General features: G+C 59.7%; 16 protein-coding genes. 6 read left to right on the top strand and 10 right to left on the bottom strand.

The window, feature by feature from the left end; all coding sequences use genetic code 11:
• The first annotated feature begins 429 nt into the window (after window positions 1-429).
• Together QYQ99_RS00305 and QYQ99_RS00300 are read left to right on the top strand one after the other, a co-directional pair.
• Window positions 430-825, top strand: a complete 396-nt coding sequence (locus tag QYQ99_RS00305; protein WP_302090904.1) for a VOC family protein — start codon at window positions 430-432, stop codon at window positions 823-825.
• Between the two features lie 142 nt (window positions 826-967).
• Window positions 968-1597 (top strand): DUF2625 domain-containing protein, encoded by a 630-nt coding sequence (locus QYQ99_RS00300; protein ID WP_302090903.1) that lies wholly within the window; start codon window positions 968-970, stop codon window positions 1595-1597.
• 88 nt (window positions 1598-1685) lie between these two features.
• On the opposite strand, the gene QYQ99_RS00295 is transcribed toward QYQ99_RS00300, so the two are convergent.
• The 6 genes from QYQ99_RS00295 to dsrO all read right to left on the bottom strand — a co-directional run bounded on the left by QYQ99_RS00295 (window position 1686) and on the right by dsrO (window position 10034).
• Window positions 1686-2225: a DUF1697 domain-containing protein gene (locus tag QYQ99_RS00295; protein ID WP_302090902.1), complete on the bottom strand. Its 540-nt coding sequence runs from the start codon at window positions 2223-2225 to the stop codon at window positions 1686-1688.
• A 384-nt stretch (window positions 2226-2609) separates the two neighbouring features.
• Window positions 2610-3320: a hypothetical protein gene (locus tag QYQ99_RS00290; RefSeq protein ID WP_302090901.1), complete on the bottom strand. Its 711-nt coding sequence runs from the start codon at window positions 3318-3320 to the stop codon at window positions 2610-2612.
• Between the two features lie 82 nt (window positions 3321-3402).
• A complete protein-coding gene (locus QYQ99_RS00285) occupies window positions 3403-4077 on the bottom strand; it encodes a hypothetical protein (protein ID WP_302093291.1) in 675 nt (224 codons plus the stop codon).
• Between the two features lie 740 nt (window positions 4078-4817).
• The gene (locus tag QYQ99_RS00280) at window positions 4818-8024 is read right to left on the bottom strand and encodes a tetrathionate reductase subunit A (RefSeq protein WP_302090900.1); all 3207 of its coding nucleotides are present in this window, start codon (window positions 8022-8024) and stop codon (window positions 4818-4820) included.
• Between the two features lie 107 nt (window positions 8025-8131).
• Window positions 8132-9172 carry an NrfD/PsrC family molybdoenzyme membrane anchor subunit gene (gene nrfD / locus QYQ99_RS00275; protein ID WP_302090899.1) on the bottom strand — a complete coding sequence of 347 codons (1041 nt, stop codon included), beginning with the start codon at window positions 9170-9172 and terminating at the stop codon, window positions 8132-8134.
• Window positions 9173-9185: 13 nt separating this feature from the next.
• Window positions 9186-10034, bottom strand: a complete 849-nt coding sequence (gene dsrO / locus QYQ99_RS00270; protein WP_302090898.1) for a sulfate reduction electron transfer complex DsrMKJOP subunit DsrO — start codon at window positions 10032-10034, stop codon at window positions 9186-9188.
• Window positions 10035-10627: 593 nt separating this feature from the next.
• On the opposite strand from dsrO, the gene QYQ99_RS00265 reads away from it, so the two are divergent.
• The 3 genes from QYQ99_RS00265 to QYQ99_RS00255 are packed head-to-tail and all read left to right on the top strand — an operon-like array spanning window position 10628 to window position 11742.
• Window positions 10628-10939 carry a DUF883 domain-containing protein gene (locus tag QYQ99_RS00265; RefSeq protein ID WP_003079290.1) on the top strand — a complete coding sequence of 104 codons (312 nt, stop codon included), beginning with the start codon at window positions 10628-10630 and terminating at the stop codon, window positions 10937-10939.
• A 25-nt stretch (window positions 10940-10964) separates the two neighbouring features.
• Complete coding sequence (locus QYQ99_RS00260) at window positions 10965-11366, top strand: phage holin family protein (protein WP_302090897.1); 402 nt, start codon at window positions 10965-10967, stop codon at window positions 11364-11366.
• A gap of 1 nt (window position 11367) precedes the next feature.
• Complete coding sequence (locus QYQ99_RS00255) at window positions 11368-11742, top strand: hypothetical protein (protein WP_302090896.1); 375 nt, start codon at window positions 11368-11370, stop codon at window positions 11740-11742.
• 77 nt (window positions 11743-11819) lie between these two features.
• Here the strand turns inward: QYQ99_RS00255 and QYQ99_RS00250 are convergent, their stop codons facing one another.
• Window positions 11820-12866, bottom strand: a complete 1047-nt coding sequence (locus QYQ99_RS00250) for a quinone-dependent dihydroorotate dehydrogenase (RefSeq protein ID WP_302090895.1) — start codon at window positions 12864-12866, stop codon at window positions 11820-11822.
• A 34-nt stretch (window positions 12867-12900) separates the two neighbouring features.
• Between QYQ99_RS00250 and rpiA the strand changes: the two genes are divergently transcribed.
• The gene (gene rpiA, locus QYQ99_RS00245; RefSeq protein WP_302090894.1) at window positions 12901-13599 is read left to right on the top strand and encodes a ribose-5-phosphate isomerase RpiA; all 699 of its coding nucleotides are present in this window, start codon (window positions 12901-12903) and stop codon (window positions 13597-13599) included.
• Window positions 13600-13716: 117 nt separating this feature from the next.
• Here the strand turns inward: rpiA and QYQ99_RS00240 are convergent, their stop codons facing one another.
• From QYQ99_RS00240 to folD, 3 genes are all read right to left on the bottom strand, one after another.
• Window positions 13717-14415: a glutaredoxin domain-containing protein gene (locus QYQ99_RS00240; protein WP_302090893.1), complete on the bottom strand. Its 699-nt coding sequence runs from the start codon at window positions 14413-14415 to the stop codon at window positions 13717-13719.
• 222 nt (window positions 14416-14637) lie between these two features.
• Complete coding sequence (locus QYQ99_RS00235; protein WP_302090892.1) at window positions 14638-16689, bottom strand: M3 family metallopeptidase; 2052 nt, start codon at window positions 16687-16689, stop codon at window positions 14638-14640.
• Window positions 16690-16888: 199 nt separating this feature from the next.
• Window positions 16889-17743: a bifunctional methylenetetrahydrofolate dehydrogenase/methenyltetrahydrofolate cyclohydrolase FolD gene (folD, locus tag QYQ99_RS00230; RefSeq protein ID WP_302090891.1), complete on the bottom strand. Its 855-nt coding sequence runs from the start codon at window positions 17741-17743 to the stop codon at window positions 16889-16891.
• Window positions 17744-17850 lie beyond the last annotated feature (107 nt).

Raw genomic sequence — 17850 nt, 5'->3', positions numbered from 1 at the left:
CAGATTTTCTGAATTGAATGGTCAGATCATTCAACTTTACAGATGTTTGGCCGCCAAAGACCATTGGCTGACCATGAAAAATCATCGAATTGAAGGCCGCAGCGCGGGATATGACGCATTGGATGACGGAGCTGTAGCAGCGTCCACTCACAGGCTTGAAGCGGCAGGGCCTGGGCAGGCTCGCGCATGGCGCTGGCTGGCACAAGTCCGGAATTGGCTGGAGCGCGCCGAGGCGCGAGTAGGGGCAGGCTTCAGAGTGCCACCCAATGGCGGGTGAGGAGGAAGCAGACATTCTCGGGGGTCGATTGCTTCTGGATGCATGCGCGGCATGCTTCTCACGCGATCTCAGCTTCTGCATATCGGTTGCTTTTCAGCACCAGGCCAGCGCTATATTTGTGGACCGCTGTTTTGCAGAGTCCTTGATAGCTTATGTTGCTGAAGCAAATTGAATCCGTCGTGCTGTTTGTGCAAGATATTGATGCCGCTTCTATCTGGTATGCCGAGTTGTTTCAGACCGAGGTGCAATATGAGAATCATCACTACGCTTTTATCAGGACACCAGGATGCCTGATTGGTTTCCATCCGCAGGACAGTAAGTCTCCAGGTGGAGTCGGCGGGGCGACAGTCTATTGGGCGGTGGCTGATCTGCAGGAGGCGATATGGGAACTTGAACAAAGAGGGGCCGTTTTGTACCGAGGTCCTATTGTCACAAGCCTTGGTGCGGTTGCGGCAATGCTGCTTGACCCCTTTGGCTGCACCATAGGTCTGAATCAGTCACACCCTCATTCCGCGCAAGCAGTCCAGACACTGCCAAGCGTTAGCTAGCAGCTGGAGCCGATGCTTGGCGAATGAGCCATCAAGTCAATGTCGAGCCATGCATCGATTTGAAGCCTTTCACGAGACTTCTGGATACCAGGATCAAATGTCAGAATCCCGATGTTATTGACTTATGCATCAAGGGGGATCAATGCGTGCACTGGCAGAACTTTTGGAGCGCGACGAGCCGGCCTTGTCGCTGATACAAGCCTGGGCTCAGGACGCGAGCGTTCCTGTCGAATGTCTTCCTCCCTCGGCCCAGAGAGACTCCGTATTGCTTGCATTGCAGGTCACGACACGCTCGCCGCTGGGTGCCATAGCCCATGGAACCGGTGGAGTTCTCATTGACGGGGGATGGCTCAGAATGCTGGGCTCGGGGCATCCCATGCTCACGCGCGATCTCGCGGCGTGGAATCGCGCGCGCAGCAGCGGATTTTTGCTGATTGCCGACGATGCCGTAGGTGGATTCTTCGCCATCAATGGCGGGGCACTTGGCGAGGATCTGGGGGCTATCCATTATCTAGCGCCAGACACCTGGGCCTGGGAATCGCTGGAGATGAGGCATACGGCGTTTGTGCAATGGGCTTTCACGGGGGGGCTGCGCGACTTCTATCGTGATTTGCGTTGGGAAGGCTGGGAAACCGAGGTGGCCGGCATGGGCAATGATGCTTGCATGAGCTTCTATCCTTTTCTCTTCACGGAGCAGGGCTCCATACATTCGAGTGCGCGCAGACCGGTACCGGCGGCAGAACACTATGCATTCATGAGCAAGAGTGGATAGAAAGAGCCTGCCTGAGCTAAGACAAAGGATGAGGTATCAGGTGGCTGCGCCGCTTTCACCGCCTGCGTGCGACCGGCTCAAGCGGGTATCAGCGCTTTTTTCGCGTCGCAATCTCATGGCGTGCTGTCGCCATTTCAACCAATTGGGCAATCGTGTTGATATTTCTGGCAGTACCTTGGGCAGCTGCTGGAATCTTGAGCTTGGAACTGCCCATTCGCGCACCATAAGCCACATAGATCTCGCGCCGTCCCAACTGCAGTTGTTCGTCCTTGCGACCCTTGATCTGGGTCAGCGTGTCTGCAGGTGGTTCTTCATCGAGAAAGATGGCAACAGTGCGGTTGCCCGGGGATTCGGGAAAGGGGTTGTTGGCCAGGACCTCCGTCATCTCCCGGGCCGTGCGCACGATGACATCCACGGGCTTACCTGCATAACTGGCCAGGCGTCGCTCCAATGCCGACTTGAGCTGCTGCTCAGTGCAATCTGCATCCAGCACCACATTGCCGCTGGCAATATAGGTCTGTACCTGCGCAAACCCTTCGGCCTTGCACATGGACTTCAACTCCGCCATGGGGAGTTTGCTGGTTCCGCCAACATTGACGGCCCGCAGCAGGGCAACATAGATGGGCATGACGGATAAATGGGCTGGATCTCGAAGGGGCAGGCGGAGAAATCCCGCACGATGCGACAGAGCGCCAAGGTGCAAAAGAGAATGCTAGCGTATCGCAGCAGCCCGCTAGATTGGGGCTGCCTGGATAGAGCGGATTCAGGAGGACTTGCAGTCCACAATGGATCAGGCTGAGGGGTTGCAGAGGCATGGTTTAAAGCGCAGCCAGTACTCTTCAGTGCTTGTATGGATTTGCCCTTCCATGAGACAGAAATTCCACAGCTGCGTCAACTGGGCTTGCCTTGGACCAAAGCTCTAGTCATTGCACGGATTGCTGCTGCATTTCACAGAATTCGCCCAGGCTCATGCTGCCCTTGTGCCGCCCGTGGGGATTGGCTTGAGCGCTCGTCAGTTCGGATAGAAGCTTGCCGTTTGCCTGGACTCAATTGCCTGTCCGAGACCGGCGCCAGAAGCGGCCTGCTCGGTAGACGGTGCAGGACTGCCTTGTGCCGAAGCATCCGGGCCGTAGTTGTTGCGGCGCTCGTCTGCAGTCATGGATTGCGGGCATTTCGAGCCCGTGATCTCCAGTGCCACGCGAGCGGCGGGATCCATGCAGTCCATTGCCAGCGAGGCGGCCTTCATGCCCTTGTTCCAGAGCTCACGGCTCATTTTCAGGCGCTTGCAATGCTCGTCCGTCCAGGTGGTGCCGAAGCTCACGCCAAAGCCAGGGCCGTTGGCACTGCCGCTGCTGCTGCCCATGCAGGTGTCATTGCTGGTCGTGAGGTTTGGGCCGTTCACGCTGGGAACGTTCTTCATGGTGTAAGTACCTGTGTACTCCACAATGTTCTTGGACGTCCCGGACACCGTATTGTTCAGGTTCTGCGTGGTTGTTCCGCTTGTTGTTATTTTTTGGTCGGAAGTTGAGGTGGATCTGCTGTCCATCGTGGATACAGACCGACTGTCCGCCGGAGCAGCAACCGGATTGACGATGGTGACCGACTGATTCTGTTGTGCTCCCACGGACGAGGAGTTGGAGAGGCTTTGTGCACTGCTGTCGGCGTTCTGCGCAAAGCTGCACAAAGGGACACAAAGGCTTAGCAAGGCTATTGAGGCTTTCATGCTGTTTCTCCTTTGTCCCCGAGTCTTGACTTGGGAGGCCTCAACTCGGGGGGGGCAATACAACTGAGTTCGCGGACCTTCTCTAGTTGGCAGCCGAGTTCGCCCATCCGTAAGCATTGCCCGAAGTTCCGCCTCCATTGGAGCCTCCGAAGGCTGTACCCAGGCTGAACCCGGTAGTTGTCGCGTTGCCAATAGAGGAGGCGCCAGAGTTATTGCTGGTCGAGGTTCCTCCAGGACCCGAGATCGCCTGCGAGTTCGCGCCAAAGTAGGAGTTGGTATGGGCCGCGCTGTTCACCACCGCAATGCCATTGCCGATGGACGCAGTTCCTGCCATATTGTTGGTGCTCGAGTTTGCGTAGCCTCCGGCGCCACCGCTGACCAACTTGCCGGGAGCGTGGCCGAGGTAATTGCTACCTACATCCGAATGTGCGTTGGCGTTGGTGACTCCGTAGCCGCCAGCAACGCCTCCCCCGCTGGTCGCAGCAAGACTGGTGACAGTTCCTGTGGTGGATGCGCTTCCGCCGACATTCGATTGGCCCGAGGCCACAGGCCCCCAGGAACCGGTTGTACCGGTGCTGGTTCCAAAGCCGCTTGCGTGAGCGCTGGCCGTCGCACTATTGAAGCTCACAGCGCTGCCGGTGCCGGAGCTTGCAACCGAGGAATAGGTTCCCGAGGATGCATTGGTCCCCGTGTTGGTTGCAGCAGATGCCACACCAGCCAAGGCAGCAACCGCCATGACAATCAAAGACTTTTTCATGATCATTCCTTTGAACAGCGAGTTCTCAGACCACCGGGATGAATTCAGGCGAAAGATCATTTGCCATTGCACAGTGATCAATGCCAACCGAAGTTGCGTTTTGGCTTCGCAGGTGTCTGGTCTGTTCCAAAACGTTCATTCGGTTAATGGCAGTTTCAATAAGCCGGATGAAAACAGAAATACCTTGTTTGGGCACGAAATAGGATTTTGCTTATCTGCTGCTGCTATTTGTGCAATTTATTGAAATTTATAACTTCATTGCTATCAACAATGAAGCGAAATCAGATAATTTAGATATTGTTTTTAAGTGTAATTTTCAAAACAATATAATCATCTATATTCTGATGCTTGTATGCGGAAAATTTTCCGGAGAAGAAAAAACCTTGTTTTCTTTGATTTTAAATACCAATATTGAGTGGTTTTTAATTGTAAAGAATGTACTTTCCTATTTGATTGAATAGTGTTTCATGAATTTATTGCCATTTTTCGAGCTTTCATAGAAGCTGAAAGACGGTCATCCGGGAATGGGGCTTGCGGTTTGCCATGTCCAATGTTGCGGTAAACCAAATCCCTAATCCGGCCTCGATTTTTGCTGCAAGCCAATGGGCAGCAATGCGGTTGCTCCTCGGCAGGCTCAAGATATCGCAGCGGGTTGTTGGCAGTCGTTTCAAGGCCATCCCTGGTAGATGCGAGCGACGGGATTTTTCGTCCCGATCGCCCGCCAGAGCTTCAGGCCCTAATCAAGCTTTTCTCACTCTCACTGGTAACCCTTGCCTGACCACTGCCCCTGATACCCAGTCAATCCATACATTGTCCTTTTCAGGTCGGGTCGGATCGGTAAAGCCCAGAGCATTGAGGTTCACGCCATTGCCGTGCTGCGGGTTGGCATGGGTGGGCTGGCCGTCGACCTTGTGGGACACGGTGCCTAGTTGCTTGTGACCGTAGCCATGCTCAATGGCGATCGCACCGGGCGCGATACCAGCGCGTACCAAGGCCACGCCTTGGAGTTTGCCGCCGGGGGTGCTGAGTACGATGTGGTCGCCATTGGCGATGCCCAGCTTTGCCGCGTCGGCCTTGTTGATGCTCACAGGATTGTGCGGGTGCACCTGGCGCAGCCGTGAGGCGGCGATGGACATGCTGCTCATCAAGTTGGACTTGTAGCTGGTCATGGTCAGCGGCCAGTCTTGCTCGGAAAACACTTGGCGCATGTCCGAGCCATCGGCCAGGCGCGTGGGGTACCAGGTGGGGCAGCCGCTGTAGCGCTCGCCCGTCATGGAGTGGCGCATTTTGGAGAGGGCTTCGTTCCAGAAGGTGACGGGGAACTTGGCTTGCAGCTTGAGCTGGTCGCCCTTCCACGCGTCGTCCTGGCGGTCAAAGCGGCCGCCACGGCTCATGACCATGGCGACGCGGCGCACTTCTTCGGGTTTGACGCGGGTTTCGACCGAGGGCATCCACTTTTTCAGGCCCGTGATCTCGATGTCGTCATCGCTGGCTTCAGGCACGGGCTTGCCCGCCTGGTAGGCGATATTGCACATGCCGCGCAGGTAGAAGTCCTCGACGTTTTCCAAATCCAGCGGCTCGCCATCCTTGGTGGACATGGCGTTTTTGCCAAAACCGGGCAGGCCCAGCTGCTTTGCCACGGCAAAGATAAAGCTCTCGAAGCTGATGGGTTGGCCATCGGCCGTTTTGGCGGTGGCGGCTTCCACGGTGGGCCAGCGCACAGTGCTGCTCTTGGCCACCACATCGGCCCAGGGCGCGCCAATGCCCCAGCTCTCATAGGTGACGGTGTCGGGCACGATGTAGTCGGCCAGGGCAGAGGTCTCGTTGATGAAGGGATCGACCGAGACGAAAAGCGGCAGCTTTTTCACATCCTTGACGGCATCGGCCAGCGTGTTCTCAAACCCGCACATGGCGTAGATGGGGTTGCTCATGTGGTTGATCCACGCCTTGACCGGGTAGGGGTAGCCCAGCATGCCGGCGGCCAGCATTTCGCTGCTAAGGCCTCCGGGCGCGGGGTACCAGGGCGCTTTGGCGGGGTAGGGGTTCTGGCCCGCTTCCTTTTTGCGCTGGAATTCGCTGGTCTTCTCGTAGGGGAACTTGGTGCGCGACAGGGCCACGCCCTTGGGTTTAACAGCCCCTTCAAACTGCGCAAAGTTGTAGCGCGGGCCGGGGCCAAAGGGGCCGAACGGGCCAGCGTCCATGACCCAGCCGCCGCGCACGTTGAGGTTGCCGATCAGGTTGTTGAGCATGGCGATGGCGTAGGCGGTGTAAAAGCCCGAGCCATTCATCGTCCCGCCATGCGAGTTGGCCACGGCCTGCTTGCCGTGGCTGGTGAATTCGCGTGCCAGGTCTTCGATTTCCTTGACGGGTACGTTGCACAGGGCGGCGTATTCCTCCAGCGTCTTTTTGTGCGCCTCGGCGCGCAGTTTGACGAATGCGGTGCAAACCTGAATGGGGGCGGACTCTTCGGTAGCGTCAGCGGCCTTGATAGGTGTGAACTCGCGCTCCACGATCAGCTCGGCAGGTGTGGTCACGGTGTGGGCGGCGTGCGTTCCATCGGCCAGTTGCACCACATACACGTCTTCGGCGGGAGTGTTCTCGTCCACGGGCTCGGGCATGGGCAGACCGATATCGGCACCGCGCAGGAACTGGCCAAAGCGCGGGTGCTTGGGCTCGTTGATCAGTAAATGGGTAGCGTTGCTCCACGATGCTTCGCCCACGGCGGCCATGGCGGCGGGGCCGGGCTGGGCCAGGAACTGCTTGTCGTAGCGCTCGTTGTCGATGATCCAGCGGATCAGGCCCATGGCCAGCGCCAAGTCGCTGCCGGGCTTCACAGGCAGCCAGCGGTTGTTGTTGCCCGCGGCCACGCTGGAAGAGGTGGGCAGCATGGGCGAGACGACGACGTATTGGTAGGTGTTCTCGCCGCGCGAGCGGGCCTCGGCCAGCTCGCGGCCCACGCGTTGGAAAGGGTTGCCCGATTGCGCGGGTGAGGTGCCGATAAACAGGCCAAAGCGTGAGTTCTTCCAGTCGGGTTTGCCGTGGGGCATGCCTGCGATGTCGCCCAGGGCTGCACCTGTGCCCACGCGGTAAGTCTGGCCGCAGTAAGAGCCGTGGTTGGACACATTGATGGTGCCGAACGACTGTTTGGCAAAGCGGTTGACCAGCGGTGTGCGGCCTTCGTTGGCGGCCTCGGTCAGCAGCAACTGGTTGGATTTGGGGCCGTATTCGGGATTGGCTTCGTCGATCAGCGTCTTCACATCGCGGATGGCACGCAGGCCGTCAACATGGCCTTCGCCAAACAGGTTGCCGCCTTCGCAGATTTCCTGAACCAGCTCTTCGAGCGTCATGGTCTTCCACTGGCCCGAGCCGCGCGGGCCGACGCGCTTGAGCGGCTTGAGTACGCGGTGCGGAGCTTTCTGGTGCTCCAGCATGGCCGAGCCGCGTGCGCAACTGGTGGCGCGGCCTTCCAGGCCGTTGTCGCCGCCCAGCATGGCGTAGACCTCGCGCACTGGCGTTTCCATGGGCGCGGGGTTGGTGGTGGCCAGCGGGTGGTAGGGGTTTCCGGCGATACGGATGATCTGGTTGTGATCGGTATCGACCCGCACGCGCACGCCGCACTGCGTCCAGCAGCCCAGACACGAGGAGGGGCTGACCACTTGGCCGGGCTGGGTCGTCAGCTTGCCGCTGATGGGGTCGATACGGAATTCGGGCGTCAGCGAGTTGCCGCGCGTGGCGCTTTGGGTGGTTTTGCCCGAGGTGCCGGTGATCAGCCCCTTGGCTCCCTTGGCCACGGTTTCGCCATAGCCGGCGGCAAAAGCAGCCAGACCGCCTGCGACGGCACCGCCGCGCAGCAGCATGCGGCGGCGGCCGGCATCGGTGCGACCGGCATCGATGTGGCCGGCCTCGGTATCTTGTGATTGTTCGGGGGAGAGTCTCTTGTCAGTCATGGTCTTGCCCTGTGAGTGAGGGAAGGGCAAGCGCTGCAGCGGTTCTATGGTTTTGATAGCTGCTAGCGCTTGCGGGTATTGCGTTGTATACGTACTTGGCTTGATTTTTAGGCGGCGCTAGCGGGCTTGCGAGCCGGGAACAGCTCCAGCGCCCAGGTGGCCAGCGCAACCAGTGCCACGCACAGGCCAGCCATGCCCAGCATGCCCATCAGCCCTTCACCGCCCAGAGGCATGCTGTACAGATACAGGCCTGCGCCAAACTTGGGCACGCCCTGCACGCCCATGAACAGTGCCCAGCGGAAGGCCCATGCCGATGCCGCCAGGCCTGCGCCCAGCACCAGGGTGTAGCCTTTGGCTGCCAGACGATGCTCGCCGCGCAGCAGGGCCATCACCACGGCTGCGCCAAACACGGCCGAGCCCAGCATGGAGATGCGCCAGACTGGGAATTCATTGAACAGGCGCACCGCCATGTCAAATGAAGGACTCTGGCCCGCGATCCCGGTAATTCCCCAGGTCAGGGCGCTGGCAATCAGGCCGGTGGCCAGCCACAGGCCCAGATTGCGTAACCCTTGCAGGGCTGCCGCATCAGGCTGCAGGGCTTGGGGCAGAAAGCGGTAGAGCACAAAGCCCATGCCCACGGTGGCCAGCCAGCCGCTGAGTGTCAGATTGATCGGTACCCACAGCGTGTTCCACAGCGGGCGCGAGCGGATGACCATGATTTCGGCGCCCGTGTAGACCACGATGCTGAGTGTGGACAGCACCAGTACAGGCACCAGCAGGCGCATCAACCGGTGCTTGCCCAGCCACCACAGCGCGCACATCAACACGCACAGCCCGACAAACGTGGGCATGAGCACGGCACCCAGGCTCATCCACGACCAGGGTGTGAGGTGGGCATAGAAATGCCAGAAGCGCGCGGGCTGGTGCAGGTCGGCCAGCAGGGCCACAGGTGCGGCAATCGCGCTCACGGCCAGCACCAGTACGGCAGTGGGCAGCAGGCGCTGGAGCAAGCCTCGGGCCGGGCCGAACGCGCAGGCCGAAGTCAGCAGTGCGGCCCCCGTGGCCATGCCGACGAGAAAGAAATACTGCACGGCCCATGGCAGCCATGCTGCTTCGTAGGCCGGGGTCAGGAGTTCAATGATTTGCATGAAGGCACTCCATTCACAGATGTTCGGCAACAAGGCGAACCGAGGCCTGACCATCGACACCGTTCACAAACTCATCGGGCAGGCCGATGTAGAAGACATGCGGCTTGGTCTTCATGCCGGGCTTGAGGACCTTGATCTCGTCCTTGTGAGCATTGATGCGCTGGTTGATTTCGCTGTGTGCGTCGTTCAGGTCGCCAATCACGCGTGCACCGCCCACGCAGCTTTCCACGCAGGCGGGCAGCAGGCCAGCTTCAAGGCGGTGTTCACAGAAGGTGCATTTGTCGGCGGTCTGCGTTTCGTGATTGATGAAGCGTGCGTCGTAGGGGCAGGCCTGCACGCAATAGCCGCAGCCCACGCAGCGCTCGTTGTCGACAAGAACGATCCCGTCGGTGCGCTGAAATGTGGCTTGCACCGGGCACACGGGCACGCACGGCGGTTCGTCGCAGTGGTTGCACAGTCGCGGCAGACTGACCATGGCGGCAGCCGTGTGGCCGGCCTGCTCGATTTCGTACTGCAGCACCGTGGTGCGGAACTGGCCGATGGGGGGCTGGTTTTCGACCGAGCAGCTCACCGTGCAGGCCTGGCAGCCAATGCACTTGCGCATATCGACCAGCATGCCGAAGCGCTTGCCTTCCATGCCGGGTCGGCGTAAGGGCTGAAAGCTGGGGTCGCCGGGCAGCGCTGCGCGGGCGCTGCCCGCAACGCCGAAGCTGGCCGCCATGGCAATCAAGTCCTGCAAGAAACCGCGCTTGGTGGGCGCCGTCACTGCCTGCTGAGGTGTCCGGGCAATGGATGGGGTGCTGCAGGTGCAGGCCGAGTTGCTGGTTGAGCAGTCGGAGAGTTCTCGTTTCTGAAGTGGCATGGCCCTTCCTTTCATCGTCGCACTGGCACCAGAAGACCCCGATGCCTTAAACATAAAAGAGTATTAAATTAATATCTTTTATGTCTAATTGACTATATGAAAGTTGCCGTTTGCGTTACTTGATTTGAGTCAAGTCTTCGCTTGCCCAAGATTTTTCTGCATGGAAATCTCGCAAAAAGATGACTTGCCGCCGAGCATGCAGTCACTTTATTAATGAACTGTTAAGCAATCAGTGTGTTGCCGTATGTAATCCGCGTTACTTGGCGGCAAGTGCTGGAGATCAAGCTATGCATACATGGTGTGCCTGAGCGCATGCTGAGTTCGATCTGCTGCGCCACCGCAAAGGCTGCTGCAGCAAACAGATTGGTTTGGAGCCTTGAGTGGCTTTATATTCCTTGATATGAGGCAGTTTCGTTGCTGTCCGACAGTGCTGCAGGCCCGGGAGTTTCTTGGAGGCGGTGCGTTTTCTGTAAGATGTTCACATGCTGCAGGTTTTATGAGCGGCCGGCCCTGATGCTTGCTGTCTCGCAGCTATCTTGGTGCACTACCAAGTGCATGCGATATTCCAATTTCGTCACATTGAAAGGATCGATATGTCACGCTCTGTTTCCGACGCCGTTTCCACCGCCCAAGACGATCTGGAAAAACTGGTCAGCGATCTGCGTGGTCTGCTGTCCGCCCGTGAACTGGACAAGCTTCCTGAAATCGGCGTGCTTCGTCAGCGCATCGACGACGGCATGGCCAACGTGCGCGAGTCTGCCGTGCGTGCCGCTCAGGATGCCGCTCGTCAGGCACGTGAAGCTGCCGATGTGGCGGATCGTTACGCTCACGACGAACCCTGGCGCGTCGCCGGTGCCGCGCTGGCAGTGGGTGCACTGCTGGGTTTCATGCTGGGTCGCCGCTAAGCATTGCTAAGCTGCAAAAGGACAAGTGCCTGTGAATTTGATTTCACTACTGGGTCTTGATTCCCTGCTGGAGCGCTGGCGTGCCAATCTGAACGAGGCCGCGATTGCGGCCGAAGATCGGGTTGATCTTGCGCAGCTTGAGTGGCAGCAGCACAAGCGCAGCATGCAAGCGCTGGCGGTATTGGCCATTGTGCTGGGCGCGCTCACCGTGGTCGTGCTCATCGTCCTGTCCATGGCTGTGCTCGTGCAGTTCTGGGATAGTGAGCATCGTCAGTTGGTGGCGTGGCTGCTGGTCGGTGGCTGGGTTCTGGTCTGGGGCCTGGGGTTGTGGCGACTGCTGGCAGCTGTCAATCAACTCTCCAGCCCTTTCAAGCTCACGCGGCGCGAGCTCAAATCGGATTGGCAAGCGCTGAAGGAGAGGATTTAGCATGAACGGCATCTCTCCCGATTCGCGATCCGCAGAGTTGGAGCCCGTCAAGCCCGCAGGCATGGATGCTCTGCTTTGGAATGAGGCGACCGCCGAGCAGAAGCTGGTGCTTTTGCGCATTGCTAAGCAACGTGCACGCATCAAGGCCAGGGCTGCGGCCAAGGCGCAGGCGCTTGGCCTGCGCACTACGCAAACTCCGCATGTGGACGCAGAGGCTCCCTTGCCTGAGCGACTGCTGTCTTTTGTTCGCCTGCATCCGCTGGCAACGGCGGCTGCTGGTGGCTTGCTGATGGTCCTGGGGCCACGCAAGCTGATTCGCTGGGGCAGCGCAGCACTGCCCTGGATCCTCAAACTGCAGCAACGTACACGCGGCTGAAGGGTCGTAAAAGAACAGCCCGTCAGGCTCAGGCATGACGGGCTGTTCTTTTTGCGCGGCCAGGCCACGCGTCAAGCTCAGTGCATATGGGCGATGGCCTGGGCTGCTTCGGTGACCAGGTCGGGGCCGCGATAGATCAGGCCGCTGTAGATCTGCACCACATCGGCACCCGCGCGGATCTTGCTCACGGCGTCGGCACCGCTCAGGATGCCGCCCACGCCAATGATGGGAAAGCGGCTGCCAAGGGCTGAGCGCAGCTGGCGAATGATCTGGTTGCTGGCTTCGAGCACGGGCGCGCCGGACAGGCCGCCGGCTTCTTCGGCATGCTGCAGACCCTTGACGGCATCACGGCTGATGGTGGTGTTGGTGGCAATCACGCCATCCATGCCGTGGCGCTCCAGCGTCGCCGCAATCACGCCGACCTGCTCTTCATCGAGGTCGGGAGCGATCTTCACAAACACCGGCGTGCGCTTGCCATGCTGGCTGGAAAGCTGTTCGCGGCGATTGGCGACAGCACCCAGCAGAGCATCCAGCGCCTCATCGCTTTGCAGTGCACGCAGATTCTTGGTGTTGGGCGAGCTGATGTTGACCGTCACATAGTCGGCATGAGGGTACACGCCGTCCAGCGCCTTGATGTAGTCGCTGGTGGCCTCTTCGATGGGGGTTGTGGCGTTCTTGCCGATGTTCAGGCCCAGCAGCATGGCGCCGCCATTGGCGCGCACTTGCGAGCGACGCACATTGGCCAGGAACGCATCCAGGCCTTCGTTGTTGAAGCCCAGGCGGTTGATCAGTGCATTCTTTTCAGGAATGCGGAACATGCGGGGCTTGGGATTGCCGGGCTGGGGGCGGGGCGTGACGGTGCCCACTTCCACAAAGCCGAAACCCATGGCGGCCAGCGCATCGATGCAGCGTGCATTCTTGTCCAGGCCTGCGGCCATGCCCACACGGTTCGGGAACTTGAGGCCGGCCAGCTCGATGGGGTCGCTGATCAGAGGGCGCGCCCAGGCTTTCTGGAGCAAGGTGTTTTGCCCCTTGGCCATGAAGTTCATGGTGAGGTCGTGGGCCGCTTCGGGGTCCATGCCGAAAAGAATAGGACGCGTCAGTGAGTAAGGAATAAGAGACATGGGGATAATCGCAGGATTACCTGGATTTTCCCTCATGACGACATCTGCTGCACCTCTTTCTCAAGATGAACTGAAAACTTTGGTCGGACAAGCTGCCCTGAAATATGTGGTCGCCGGTGAAATTGTGGGCGTGGGCACAGGCTCCACGGTCAATAAGTTCATTGATGCACTGGCCTCCATCAAGGATCAGATTCCTGGCGCCGTCTCCAGCTCCGTGGCCAGTACCGAGCGCCTGAAGGCCCTGGGCATCAAGGTATTCGATGCCAATGAAGTCACCAGCCTGGCTGTCTATATCGACGGTGCCGACGAGATCGACGGCAAGGGCTATATGGTCAAGGGCGGCGGTGCTGCGCTGACGCGCGAGAAGATCGTGGCGGCGCTGGCTCAGCGTTTTGTCTGCATTGCCGATGAATCCAAGCGCGTGCAAGTGCTGGGCAATTTTCCGCTGCCTGTGGAAGTCATCCCCATGGCGGCAGCCCAGATCGCGCGTCGCTTCGAAGCCATGGGCGCTGAAGTGACGGCGCAGATTCGCATGAAGGATGGTGCACCGCTGGTGACCGACAACGGCCAGCATATTCTGGATGTCCGCGGTCTGAAGATCGCCGAGCCACTGGCCTTCGAGTCCGAAGTCAACCAGTGGCCCGGCGTGGTGACCGTCGGCGTGTTTGCCCATCAGAAGGCTGCAGTGTGCCTGCTGGGAACCGCGCAAGGCGTGCAGACGCTGGAATACTAATCAGCAATCTGCTACCAGAAGCCACCTGCTTGTGCAGGTGATTCTTTGTGAAATTGATAGCTGCTAGCGATTGATGCGTAAGCGTTAGAGCCTGATTTCATTGAAAATTCCTGAATCCTAGAAGCGCAAGCCCGCGGGGTTGTCGGGTCTGGGTGCGCCCGGGGCAGGGGCTGCGGGAGCCGTGATGCGTGCAGCGGGACGCTCTGCAGGCTTGGCTGCATCGGTAGCGGCTGGTGCCGGCACGGTCAAGGGCTTGGCAGCGGGGGCTTTGTAGTTCTTCGGCAGCTGGGGCTGCTTGGGGTAGCCGGCAGCGCTCAGGTACTGATCCCAGCTGTCGGCGCCAAAGCCCTTGAGGTGCTGGTTGCCTATGGTGGCAAAGGGCAGGCTGTCCTGTCCGCTGAGCTTTCTGAGCGCTGCAACATCGCTGCTGGTATCTATGGTGCGCTCGTTGAACGGGATGCCGCGACTTTGCAGATGCGACCGAGCCTCGTCGCAGGGACCACAGTCCTTGCCCGTATAAATCATGACGGGGTAGCGGTTGGCAGTCTGGCGCAAGTCGTAAGGAAGCTGTGCGTTGGCCGAAGACGCCGGGCTATCGGCGTTGCTCACGGCTTCGGCGCTGGGCTTGGCGTTGGGGCTGATGGCCCGGTCGGAATAGGTGACCCGCCCGTCGGGACCCACGCTGCGGTAGAGATTCTGAGCCGAGCTGACTCCGCTCGCCAATGCGGCAAAGGCGGCTACAAGCGTCATCAGCAGCAGGGCGTTGCTTGACGTCGGTTTCTCGGCCGAAGGCCGGGCAATAAAAGATCGTGGCATCTCAATCTTGATCAATGTAGTGCAATGAAGAGGTCTGAGGGCGCGAACGCCAATGGGCAGAGCATAGCCTGCATGAAGGACTGTCTGCAGCCAGGCTGCGGTCTGTCTTGATCTGGTCCCGGTGCGCAAGTCAGTCAGTGTCAGTCTAGGCCTTCTGCGCGCAGTCGCCGGCATGAAAAAGCGCCCATGAAGGGCGCTTTGGGGGAAGCGGCAGCAGAAGACTCAGGCCGCCTGACTCATTCCTTGATGGCGCAGCAGCGCGTCAATCTGCGGCTCGCGGCCACGGAAGGCCTTGAAGGACTCCATGGCGGGGCGGCTACCGCCGGCTTCCAGAATCGACTCGCGGTACTTGCGGCCGGTTTCTGGGTTGGGTGAGCCGTCAGCAAGCACGGTTTCTTCAAAAGCCGCATAAGCGTCCGCGCTCAGGACCTCGGCCCATTTGTAGCTGTAGTAGCCAGCGGCATAGCCACCGGCAAAGATATGGCTGAAGGTGTGGGCCATGCGGTTGTAGGCCGGCGATTGCAACACGGACACCTCGGCGCGCACCTGGTTTAGCAGCGCCATGAAGTCGTCTGCTGGGTTGTGCTCGGTGTGCAGCAACATGTCGAACAGCGCGAACTCGATCTGGCGCAGGGTCTGCATGCCGGACTGGAAGTTCTTGGCGGCAATCATCTTGTCGTACAGCGTGCGGGGCAGGGCCTCGCCCGTGTCCACATGGGCGGTCATGTGCTTGAGCACATCCCATTCCCAGCAAAAGTTTTCCATGAACTGGCTGGGCAGTTCGACCGCATCCCATTCCACGCCGGCAATGCCCGAGACATCGCGCTCGTTGACCTGCGTGAGCATGTGGTGCAGTCCGTGGCCGGTTTCGTGGAACAGGGTGATCACGTCATCGTGTGTGAGCAGTGCGGGCTTGCCGTCCACGCCGGACGCGAAATTGCAGACCAGATGGGCCACAGGTGTTTGCAGCTGATGGGTGTCGGGGCGCAGCCAGCGCGTGCGCACATCGTCCATCCAGGCGCCGCCGCGCTTGCCCTTGCGCGCCTGAGGGTCCAGATAGAACTGGCCGACCAGCTGAGGGCCTTGTTCGGTGGAGCGCTCGATCCGGTAAAACTCCACGCAGGGGTTCCAGACCGGAGCTTCATCGCGGCGGATGGAGACTTCGAACAGGGTTTCGACAATCTTGAACAGGCCGGCCAGCACCTTGGGGGCCGGAAAGTACTGCTTGAGCTCCTGCTCGCTGAAGGAATAGCGGGCTTCCTTGAGCTTTTCGCCGATGAAGGCCCAGTCCCAGGGCTGTGGGTCGGCAATGCCGAGCTCAACCTTGGCAAAGGCACGCAGATCGGCCGCATCTTTTTCGGCATAGGGGCGGGCACGTTGCGCCAGATCACGCAGAAAGTCCGTGACCTGCTGGGGCGAATCGGCCATCTTGGGTACGACCGATACCTCGCCGAAGTTCTTGTAGCCCAGCAACTGCGACTCTTCCAGGCGCAGGGCCAGGATTTCCTTCATCACTGCGGTGTTGTCAAAGCGTTTGCCGTCACCCTCGGCCTGCTCGGAAGCTCGGGTCACATAAGCCTGATAGATCTTCTCGCGCAGTGCGCTGCTCTTGGCAAACTGCATCACCGGCAGATAGCTGGGCATCTTCAGCGTCAGCTTGTAGCCTTCCTTGCCATCGGCTTCGGCGGCGGCCTTGGCCGCGGCGATTACATCGGCCGGAACACCGTCCAGCTCGTCAATCTTGGCGTAGTAGGCAAAGGCATCGGTGGCGTCCAGTGCGTTCTCGCTGAATTTTTGGGCCAGCTCGGCCGAGCGCGCTTGAATCTGTGCAAAGCGTTCCTTGGCAGCGCCCTGCAGTTCGGCGCCCGAGAGCACAAAGCCACGCATGGCATGGTCCCAGGCGGCACGCTGTTCCTTGTTAAGGCTGGCCGGGTCAATGGCCTTGTACTTGGCGTACAGGCGTTCATCGGCGCCCAGATTGGTCCAGAACTCGGTGACTTTTGGCAGGGCGTCGTTATAGGCCGCGCGCAACTCGGGGGTGTCGGCCACGCTGTTGAGGTGGTTGATGGCCGACCAGGCAGTGCCAAGCTTTTCGGTCGCCACATCCAGCACGGCAGAGATGGCTTCCCACTGTGCGGGGAAGTCCGGTGCAACCACGGTCTCCAGCGCCTCGCTGGCACGGGCCAGCAAAGTGTCGATGGCGGGTGCCACATCCGCAGGCTGAATGCGGTCAAACAAGGGCAGGGAGGAGGATTCGAGAAGTGGATTGCTCATGCTGTATTAAGTGCCGGCAAGGTCGGGAAAATCAAGCGCTCTCAGGGTATTTATTGCTATCGCCTTCATAGCGTCAGCCTGTGGTCAGAAGCGTACTTGCGCCAGGGTAGTGTGCAAGCGCCACCGCGCAGCAAAGCTGTCGTCCCTCTCGGTCGCTCATAGCCAGAGAGGGAGGAGCCGCAGAGCGGCTCGGAGGGAGTTAGCCAGCTGCGCGCTCTGCCGATTCCATGGTGTTGACCAGCAGCATGGTAATTGTCATGGGGCCGACACCACCGGGCACAGGGGTGATGTAGCCGGCTACTTCCTTGACTCCGTTGAAGTCGACATCGCCGCACAGCTTGCCTTCGGCGTTGCGGTTCATGCCCACGTCGATGACCACGGCACCGGGCTTGACCATGTCGGCGGTCAGCACATCCACCTTGCCCACGGCCGCGACGATGATGTCGGCCTGGCGCGTCATGGCGGCCAGATCGGCGGTGCCGCTATGGGTGACGGTGACCGTGGCGTTGGCGGCCAGCAGCATCATGGCCATGGGCTTGCCCACGATGTTGGAGCGGCCGATGACCACGGCATGCTTGCCGCGCAGATCCTTCATGCCGATGGATTCCAGCATCTTCATGCAGCCATAGGGCGTGCAGGCCTTGAAGCCGACTTCGCCGACCATCAGTGCGCCGGCGCTGGCCACGTGGAAGCCATCCACATCCTTGGTGGGGGAAATAGTTTCGATGACCTTGTGGTCGTCAATGTGCTTGGGCAGGGGCAGTTGCACCAGAATGCCGTGAATGCTGGGGTCGTTGTTCAGCGCTTCGACACGTGCCAGCAGTTCGGCTTCGGTCATGGAGGCGTCGTACTTCTCCAGCACCGAGTGGAAGCCCACGTCTTCGCAGGCCTTGACCTTGTTGCGCACATAGACCTGGGAAGCCTGGTTGTCGCCCACCAGAATCACGGCCAGGCCGGGCGTGATGCCCTTGACCTTGAGCGCTGCCGCGCGTGTGGCGACTTCCTTGCGCAGTTGTTCGGAGAGGGCTTTGCCGTCGATGAGTTGGGCTGTCATTGCTGGAGTACCAATAAAAAATGCTGCTAGCCCTTGAAGTACAAGCACTAGCAGCTATCAGAATAGGAGTTGGCTAAAGCGCGAGGCCTGGCCAGTGCTCCCTGGAT

This window comes from Comamonas testosteroni (genome assembly GCF_030505195.1).
Lineage (GTDB): Bacteria > Pseudomonadota > Gammaproteobacteria > Burkholderiales > Burkholderiaceae_C > Comamonas > Comamonas testosteroni_G.
The sequence above is the reverse complement of the archived record's forward strand: the minus strand, read 5'-3'. Positions and strand labels throughout refer to the sequence as shown.

Bases quoted from the DNA above. Each gene is read 5' to 3' on its own strand.
- folD (WP_302090891.1), bottom strand. From the start codon at position 17,743: ATGACAGCCCAACTCATCGACGGCAAAGCCCTCTCCGAACAACTGCGC.
- QYQ99_RS00295 (WP_302090902.1), bottom strand. From the start codon at position 2,225: ATGCCCATCTATGTTGCCCTGCTGCGGGCCGTCAATGTTGGCGGAACC.
- QYQ99_RS00265 (WP_003079290.1), top strand. From the start codon at position 10,628: ATGTCACGCTCTGTTTCCGACGCCGTTTCCACCGCCCAAGACGATCTG.
- QYQ99_RS00250 (WP_302090895.1), bottom strand. From the start codon at position 12,866: ATGTCTCTTATTCCTTACTCACTGACGCGTCCTATTCTTTTCGGCATG.
- rpiA (WP_302090894.1), top strand. From the start codon at position 12,901: ATGACGACATCTGCTGCACCTCTTTCTCAAGATGAACTGAAAACTTTG.
- QYQ99_RS00290 (WP_302090901.1), bottom strand. From the start codon at position 3,320: ATGAAAGCCTCAATAGCCTTGCTAAGCCTTTGTGTCCCTTTGTGCAGC.
- QYQ99_RS00300 (WP_302090903.1), top strand. From the start codon at position 968: ATGCGTGCACTGGCAGAACTTTTGGAGCGCGACGAGCCGGCCTTGTCG.
- QYQ99_RS00305 (WP_302090904.1), top strand. From the start codon at position 430: ATGTTGCTGAAGCAAATTGAATCCGTCGTGCTGTTTGTGCAAGATATT.
- dsrO (WP_302090898.1), bottom strand. From the start codon at position 10,034: ATGCCACTTCAGAAACGAGAACTCTCCGACTGCTCAACCAGCAACTCG.
- QYQ99_RS00235 (WP_302090892.1), bottom strand. From the start codon at position 16,689: ATGAGCAATCCACTTCTCGAATCCTCCTCCCTGCCCTTGTTTGACCGC.
- QYQ99_RS00255 (WP_302090896.1), top strand. From the start codon at position 11,368: ATGAACGGCATCTCTCCCGATTCGCGATCCGCAGAGTTGGAGCCCGTC.
- QYQ99_RS00285 (WP_302093291.1), bottom strand. From the start codon at position 4,077: ATGAAAAAGTCTTTGATTGTCATGGCGGTTGCTGCCTTGGCTGGTGTG.
- QYQ99_RS00240 (WP_302090893.1), bottom strand. From the start codon at position 14,415: ATGCCACGATCTTTTATTGCCCGGCCTTCGGCCGAGAAACCGACGTCA.
- QYQ99_RS00280 (WP_302090900.1), bottom strand. From the start codon at position 8,024: ATGACTGACAAGAGACTCTCCCCCGAACAATCACAAGATACCGAGGCC.
- nrfD (WP_302090899.1), bottom strand. From the start codon at position 9,172: ATGCAAATCATTGAACTCCTGACCCCGGCCTACGAAGCAGCATGGCTG.